The organism is Parapedobacter lycopersici (genome assembly GCF_040395035.1).
Classification (GTDB): Bacteria; Bacteroidota; Bacteroidia; order Sphingobacteriales; family Sphingobacteriaceae; genus Parapedobacter; species Parapedobacter lycopersici_A.
On the sequence record NZ_JBEBRB010000107.1, the window covers coordinates 1 to 5,896 of the forward strand.

General features: G+C 50.5%; 7 protein-coding genes. 6 read left to right on the forward strand and 1 reads right to left on the reverse strand.

From position 1 onward, the window contains the following. Positions 1-5: 5 nt before the first annotated feature. On the forward strand, positions 6-155 hold the full coding sequence (locus ABWO75_RS13160) for a helix-turn-helix domain-containing protein (protein WP_353186272.1): 150 nt from the start codon (positions 6-8) through the stop codon (positions 153-155). A gap of 28 nt (positions 156-183) precedes the next feature. Here ABWO75_RS13160 and ABWO75_RS13165 read toward each other — a convergent pair whose 3' ends face one another. Next, positions 184-732: a DNA-3-methyladenine glycosylase I gene (locus tag ABWO75_RS13165; protein ID WP_353186260.1), complete on the reverse strand. Its 549-nt coding sequence runs from the start codon at positions 730-732 to the stop codon at positions 184-186. A 216-nt stretch (positions 733-948) separates the two neighbouring features. On the opposite strand from ABWO75_RS13165, the gene ABWO75_RS13170 reads away from it, so the two are divergent. The 5 genes from ABWO75_RS13170 to ABWO75_RS13190 all read left to right on the forward strand — a co-directional run bounded on the left by ABWO75_RS13170 (position 949) and on the right by ABWO75_RS13190 (position 5,782). After that, positions 949-1,944 carry an aldo/keto reductase gene (locus ABWO75_RS13170; RefSeq protein ID WP_353186262.1) on the forward strand — a complete coding sequence of 332 codons (996 nt, stop codon included), beginning with the start codon at positions 949-951 and terminating at the stop codon, positions 1,942-1,944. 72 nt (positions 1,945-2,016) lie between these two features. Beyond that, the gene (locus tag ABWO75_RS13175; RefSeq protein ID WP_353186264.1) at positions 2,017-2,451 is read left to right on the forward strand and encodes a DUF6157 family protein; all 435 of its coding nucleotides are present in this window, start codon (positions 2,017-2,019) and stop codon (positions 2,449-2,451) included. A gap of 133 nt (positions 2,452-2,584) precedes the next feature. Further along, positions 2,585-4,570, forward strand: a complete 1,986-nt coding sequence (locus tag ABWO75_RS13180) for a tetratricopeptide repeat-containing sensor histidine kinase (protein ID WP_353186266.1) — start codon at positions 2,585-2,587, stop codon at positions 4,568-4,570. A 1-nt stretch (position 4,571) separates the two neighbouring features. Next, positions 4,572-5,192, forward strand: a complete 621-nt coding sequence (locus ABWO75_RS13185) for a response regulator transcription factor (protein WP_353186268.1) — start codon at positions 4,572-4,574, stop codon at positions 5,190-5,192. 125 nt (positions 5,193-5,317) lie between these two features. Continuing rightward, a complete protein-coding gene (locus tag ABWO75_RS13190; RefSeq protein ID WP_353186270.1) occupies positions 5,318-5,782 on the forward strand; it encodes an SRPBCC family protein in 465 nt (154 codons plus the stop codon). Positions 5,783-5,896: the final 114 nt, after the last annotated feature.

A 5,896-nucleotide genomic window follows, 5' to 3' on the forward strand; every position in this document is an offset into this window, starting at 1 on the left:
AGGACATGGCGGCCTATGCGGGAACTACATACGAAACATTTTTCCGGGTGATGGACCAGTTGACCAAAGAAAACCTGATCCGGGTAACGGGGAAATCAATTCAGTTACTTGATACCGACGTTATCAGGCAATATGGATTAAATTCTTATGCATGAAATTTACATCTGAACCGATAACCTAAATTTAGGTTATTGACCACATCGGTTTGTTTTTCAGTATCTTATTGTAAATTTCACAGTCGGCTATATGCGCTCCGGGCAAAAAACCGATGCTCATGAGGAATTCATTGACAATTTCACCCCCGGTAAACTTGAATGTCTTTTTAAAAAGCTTAATCCATTCCGGAAGTGTCTTAGGGTGATGATGTTCAAGCCACTTTTCAAATGTCCCATATTCCTGCTGCAACTGAAGGATTACCCGGGCGTTTTCAATAGCGGCATTGATTTTAAGTCTGTTGCGGATAATGCCCGCGTCGGCCAGCAGCCGTTCGCGGTCCGATTCCGTATAGGCGGCAACTTTAGCAATGCTGAAATGATCGTAGGCATTGCGGAATGCAGCTTCCTTTTTCAGGATGGTTTCCCAGCTCAGGCCAGCCTGATTGATTTCCATCACCAGCCTGCCGAACAGCTCGTCGTCATCGTGGAGCGGAAACCCATAGTGGTGGTCATGGTATTCCTGATGCAGTGTTTTACGGTCGCCGCTCAGGGCTTTGATTGCTTGGCAATAAGACATAATCACGAATTTAGCGGATCAAGGACGCACGCGCCGGATCGGCAACGTACCGCAAACATACATAAACCACTTTATTTTTGAACAAGAAGTTTCCGGATCAGCGGAAGCATGTGTGTGTTCCGGTCAGGGCTGCCTGGATTTATTGCCGGATTTTGCGGATATGTCGGGACAATAGCGGAACTTTGTCAGGTAAACTAAAATGGAAACCAAAAAAACATGAAATACCACAAACTGGGAAATACAGGCGTAGAAGTTTCCGCTATCGGACTGGGCTGTATGGGCATGAATCATGGATATGGTGTTCCGGATAATGCCGAATCCATTGCCACGCTGCACCGTGCGCTGGATCTGGGCATTAATTTCTGGGACACCGCGGACGCTTATGCCGCGGGAAAAAATGAGGAACTCATCGCTAAGGTACTCGTACCGAATCGCCGCAAGGTATTTATCGCCACCAAATTCGGTTTTACCAATATTACGCTGACAGCAAATGGCATGCAGTCTACACTGGATTGCTCTCCGGCACATATGCGGCGGGCGGTGGACGCCAGTTTACGCCGGCTTGGAATTGACGAGATTGATCTCTATTATGCACATCGCCTTGATCCGAACGTACCGCTCGAAGAGCTGATCGGCGCCATGGGCGAACTGGTGAAAGCCGGCAAGGTCCGTTATCTTGGTCTTTCGGAAGCATCGGCCACCTCGATCCGCAGGGCACATGCCATCCACCCCATAGCAGCACTCCAAAGTGAATACTCGTTGCTGACCCGCGGGGTAGAGGCTGAAATACTGCCCACTATCCGTGAGCTGGGAATCGCACTGGTTCCTTTCAGTCCGCTTTCAAGGGGGCTGATTACCAACGATGGCTTCGATGTGGGTACGATTCCGGACAGTGATTTCAGAAAAACCGTACCTCGCTACCAGGGTGCGCATTTGCAGAATAACCTGTCGCTGGCCGAAGCGTTTAGCGAGTTTGCTGCCGACCGTGGGCATACTGCCGCGCAGCTGGCACTGGCGTGGGTACTGGCGCAGGGCGATGACATTACCCCAATACCCGGAACAAAGAAGCGGAAGTACCTGGAGGAAAACGCCCGTGCGGTGGACATTACCCTTTCTCCGGCCGATCTGGAAGCCATGGAGCAGATCTTATCCAGGTACCCCAACATCGGACCACGGTATAACGAAGCACAAAACAAGCTGGCCAACCGGTAATCCAGGTATTACCGAAGTCCGGCCGGATACACCTGCCATAGGGTTGTCATTAATCCGGTATATATTTGCGGCATGGAATATAAACAAGGGACGGTGAAAATACACACCACCAACTATCAGGACGCGTTCATTGCAGTAGCAGATGATTGTCCGGCGGAAAAAGGGGAAATACCCCCGGTAAAAGGGGAAAAGAAAAGCGTGGCCAGCCTGGCATTTGAGCTGGTCAGCAAAAACCCCTACCGGTTTACTTCAGACGATGTGCTGTTCCAGGTGTACGCAGAACGGCAGGAACTGACCGCTGATGAGCTCGAAACAGCACGGCAATTGTTTTTCTCCAAGGGGCAGCCCTGTTTCAGGGCTTCCCCGCTGACCAAACGGTACGGATGGGGTGTCCACAGCGATGCGGCCGGTAGAATTGCGCTGTACGGCCGCGAAACGCCGGAATATGAAGCCTTTCTCTGTAGCGGCCGCGTTAAGGTCGTAAAGGCGATGAAATCAAAGCGGTAGTTTCCGGCCGCTCCCGGACGACCGCACCGGCAATCGTTCCCGAATCAAATCCTCGTTTTCGTGGATTGCCGGATTTGGCGGTAATCTGTATTTTTACCCGTTGTTACCAATTTGTGTATCCCGTATTGTAATCATGAAGCATTGCCTGTGTATTTTGATTGTTTTCTGCTGTTTTCACGGGGTAAGGGCACAGGCATCTGCTGAACAGGCTGCTGACAGCCTGTACCGGTTGGCACAGGGAGCGCCTGACGATAGTGTAAAGATTGAACGGCTGCTGGATCTGAGTTTTTTCTGGTGTGACCGCGATACGGCAAAGGCTTTCCATTACATTGATGAGTCGCGGAAGTTAATGGGCAATAAACCAACCGATTATCAGCAGGGACTCTTGCATCACTTCACCGCCAATATCATTTATAACCACGACATCGAACGTGCGAAATCGGAATACATGCTGGCCGAAAAGTACCTGGCCCGGTATCGGTTTCCGCGGGCTTATTTCTACCGGTCAAAGGTGTGGAACAATTATGGAACACTGCTGCAGCGGCAGGATAGCGCCAATCTTTTCATGGGTATTATTGTCGACCGCGCACTTCCATATGCCCGCCTCGCTGGCGACAGCACCGCTGTGGGCAACCACTTGCAGAATATTGCATTATTACTTTCGAATGTACAGGATTACGAAAAGGCGGAATCCTATTTTAAACAGGCCCTAAACACGCTGTCAACGGCAACAGCTACCAGTGAGGACTGGCTGACCGTTTTTGTCAATGCAGCCAAGAATGCCATACTTGGCGAAAACCTCGGGCGGGCAAGGGGATACCTGGACAGTGCCGCGGCCGTATACCATGCCATACCGTATACTACCTATGCCTCATTCTATTACCGTACCGAAGGCCAGTATTACCGCCACATCCGGGAAAAAGAAAAGGCCCTGGAGATGTTCAGGAAAGGGATAGCCCGGGCCGAATCGCTGCGTGATGCCTATTCCCTGCGGGATATTTATTTTGAGATGTATGCGATGTACCGTGATTTCGGTGAATACGGCAACGCAAAGAAATACCTGTTGATTTCCAATCAGTACGATCCGGTGCAATCGACACATAATCGGTTGCTCCATCTGCGGGAAATGGCCAATGTGGAATTCAAGCTGGGTAATTTCCGGGCGGCCTATGAACAGATGGAAGCTTATGCACTGGGAAAGGATACCTTCCAGCAAAACAATATGGCGCTGAAGATCATCGACCTGGAAAAGCAATACGAATCCATTGGAAAGGAAAATGAGATATTGAAACTGAAGGACATCAACCAGCAGCAGCAAATGAATATCGACCGGAGCCGGTTCTGGCTGGTGTTGCTTGGTGCGGGTCTTTCCATTGCACTTATTATCGCTTTTTTTTCATGGAAACTGGCAAAAAGTAACCACAATACCCTTGTTCAGAATGAGTTGCTCCATCAGGAAGAACTCAAAACACTGCGGCAGCAGGAGCAGCTTCATCGCTACCAGTCAATTTTGCAGGGTCAGGAAGAAGAACGGAACCGGATTGCGCGCGACCTGCATGATGGCCTTGGTGGCTTATTGGCGGGGGTAAAGCTCCGCCTGTCGGCGATAGCCACGAGGGACCGCGAAAAAAACAGCACCGTAAGCACCGAGGTGAATGCTGTTATCGGCGAATTGGACCATGCAGTGGATGAGTTGCGCCGGGTATCGCGCAATATGATGCCGGAGGCACTGCTTTACATGGGACTGGAGTCGGCACTGGCCGATCTATGCAACTATATGGATACCCCGGCGACGGCCGTTAAATTTCAGGGGATCGGTCTCCGTTCTTCCTATCCCAAACCGGTGCTTATCGGTGTTTACCGGATGGTGCAGGAATTGCTGAATAACGCCATTAAGCATGCCCACGCCACCCAGATCATTGTGCAGTGCAGTGACAGTGACGGCTGCCTGTTCCTCACGGTTGAGGATGATGGTGTCGGTTTCAATATCCAGTTGCTGGTTGCCAAAGGGCTGGGCCTGAAAAATATCGAAGATCGGGTAGCCCTGCTGCAGGGCCGGATGGAGATTGATTCCAAGCCTGGCGAAGGGACTACCGTAAACATTGAAATACCTGTCTGACATGGAAATGATAACCCTTATTATTATTGATGATCATCCGGTGGTGCTGCAGGGTTTTGCCTATATGTTGCAGGATGCCGACAACATCAGGCTAATCGGCCAGTTTACCGATGCGGCATCAGGCATCCGCTTTATTGCCGGAGAACAGGTGGATGTGGTGCTGCTGGACATCAACCTGCCTGACAAGAATGGCATCGACGCCTGTGCGGAGATCAAGCAGCTGCGCCCGGATACGAAAGTGGTGGCCATCAGCAACATCAACGAATACAGCATCATCCAGCGCATGCTCGACAGCGGCGCCTCCGGCTATTTGCTCAAAAACTCCGCAACGGAGGAAGTAATGGAATGCATCCGCCAGGTGATGCGGGGCGAAACCGGTATCAGCGAGGGGGTGCGGGCTATACTTGCCAGCCACCAGTCGGGAGAACTCCCCGTAGTTACGCGGCGCGAAAAGGAAGTGCTGGCGCTATTGGCCGACGGACTGAATTCGCATGAAATAGGGGATCAGATTTTTATCAGCCCGCTGACGGTGGAAAGTCATCGCCGAAATTTATTGCAGAAGTTTAAAGTGACCAATGTAGCCGCGCTGATCCGAAAGGCCACGGAGATGAAATACATCTAACTGCCGGTAACGGATTGTCGCAATTCCCCCTGCTAATTGGCGCACCGTGCCAATGTCTTTGCCGCGCTAACGGGTTATCTTTGTACTGAACAGTATTGAATATTTACCCTAAAAAAGACTACGCAATGAAAAAGATGCAATTCAAAACGGACATCAACGCGCCGGTGGCAAATGTGTTCAGCATCATGCTGGATAAGGAAACGTTCAGGCAATGGACGGCGGTATTTAACCCCGAGTCAGATTTTGAAACCCCCTCCAGTGTGGAAGGAAACTGGCATAAAGGTTCAAAAATCCTGTTTATCGGCGCCAGCAAAACAGGAAAGCGGGAAGGTATGGTAGGCTGGATCCGTGAAAATATCCCGAATAAATTCGTGTCCATCGAGTATACCGGCATCGTGGATGGCGATGATGAAATTACGACCGGGCCGGTAGCTGAGGAGTGGCAGGGTTTTGAAAACTATTCGTTTGCTGAAAAAAATGGAACAACCACGGTAACCGTCGATATTGACGTGAACGACGAGATGGTTGACTATTTCGCGGTGACGTACCCGAAGGCACTGGAAAAGCTAAAAGAGATTTGTGAAGCGTAACTGCGATAAGCCCTAGCGGCGTTTCCGGTATCCGACCAACCGGACGATTCGATAGTAATTCCGCTGTCTTAATGGAAAATTAAGTATATTCGTATGGTAATACGTGATGCCGGG

Bases quoted from the DNA above. Each gene is read 5' to 3' on its own strand.
- ABWO75_RS13185 (WP_353186268.1), top strand. From the start codon at position 4,572: ATGGAAATGATAACCCTTATTATTATTGATGATCATCCGGTGGTGCTG.
- ABWO75_RS13160 (WP_353186272.1), top strand. From the start codon at position 6: ATGGCGGCCTATGCGGGAACTACATACGAAACATTTTTCCGGGTGATG.
- ABWO75_RS13175 (WP_353186264.1), top strand. From the start codon at position 2,017: ATGGAATATAAACAAGGGACGGTGAAAATACACACCACCAACTATCAG.
- ABWO75_RS13190 (WP_353186270.1), top strand. From the start codon at position 5,318: ATGAAAAAGATGCAATTCAAAACGGACATCAACGCGCCGGTGGCAAAT.
- ABWO75_RS13180 (WP_353186266.1), top strand. From the start codon at position 2,585: ATGAAGCATTGCCTGTGTATTTTGATTGTTTTCTGCTGTTTTCACGGG.
- ABWO75_RS13165 (WP_353186260.1), bottom strand. From the start codon at position 732: ATGTCTTATTGCCAAGCAATCAAAGCCCTGAGCGGCGACCGTAAAACA.
- ABWO75_RS13170 (WP_353186262.1), top strand. From the start codon at position 949: ATGAAATACCACAAACTGGGAAATACAGGCGTAGAAGTTTCCGCTATC.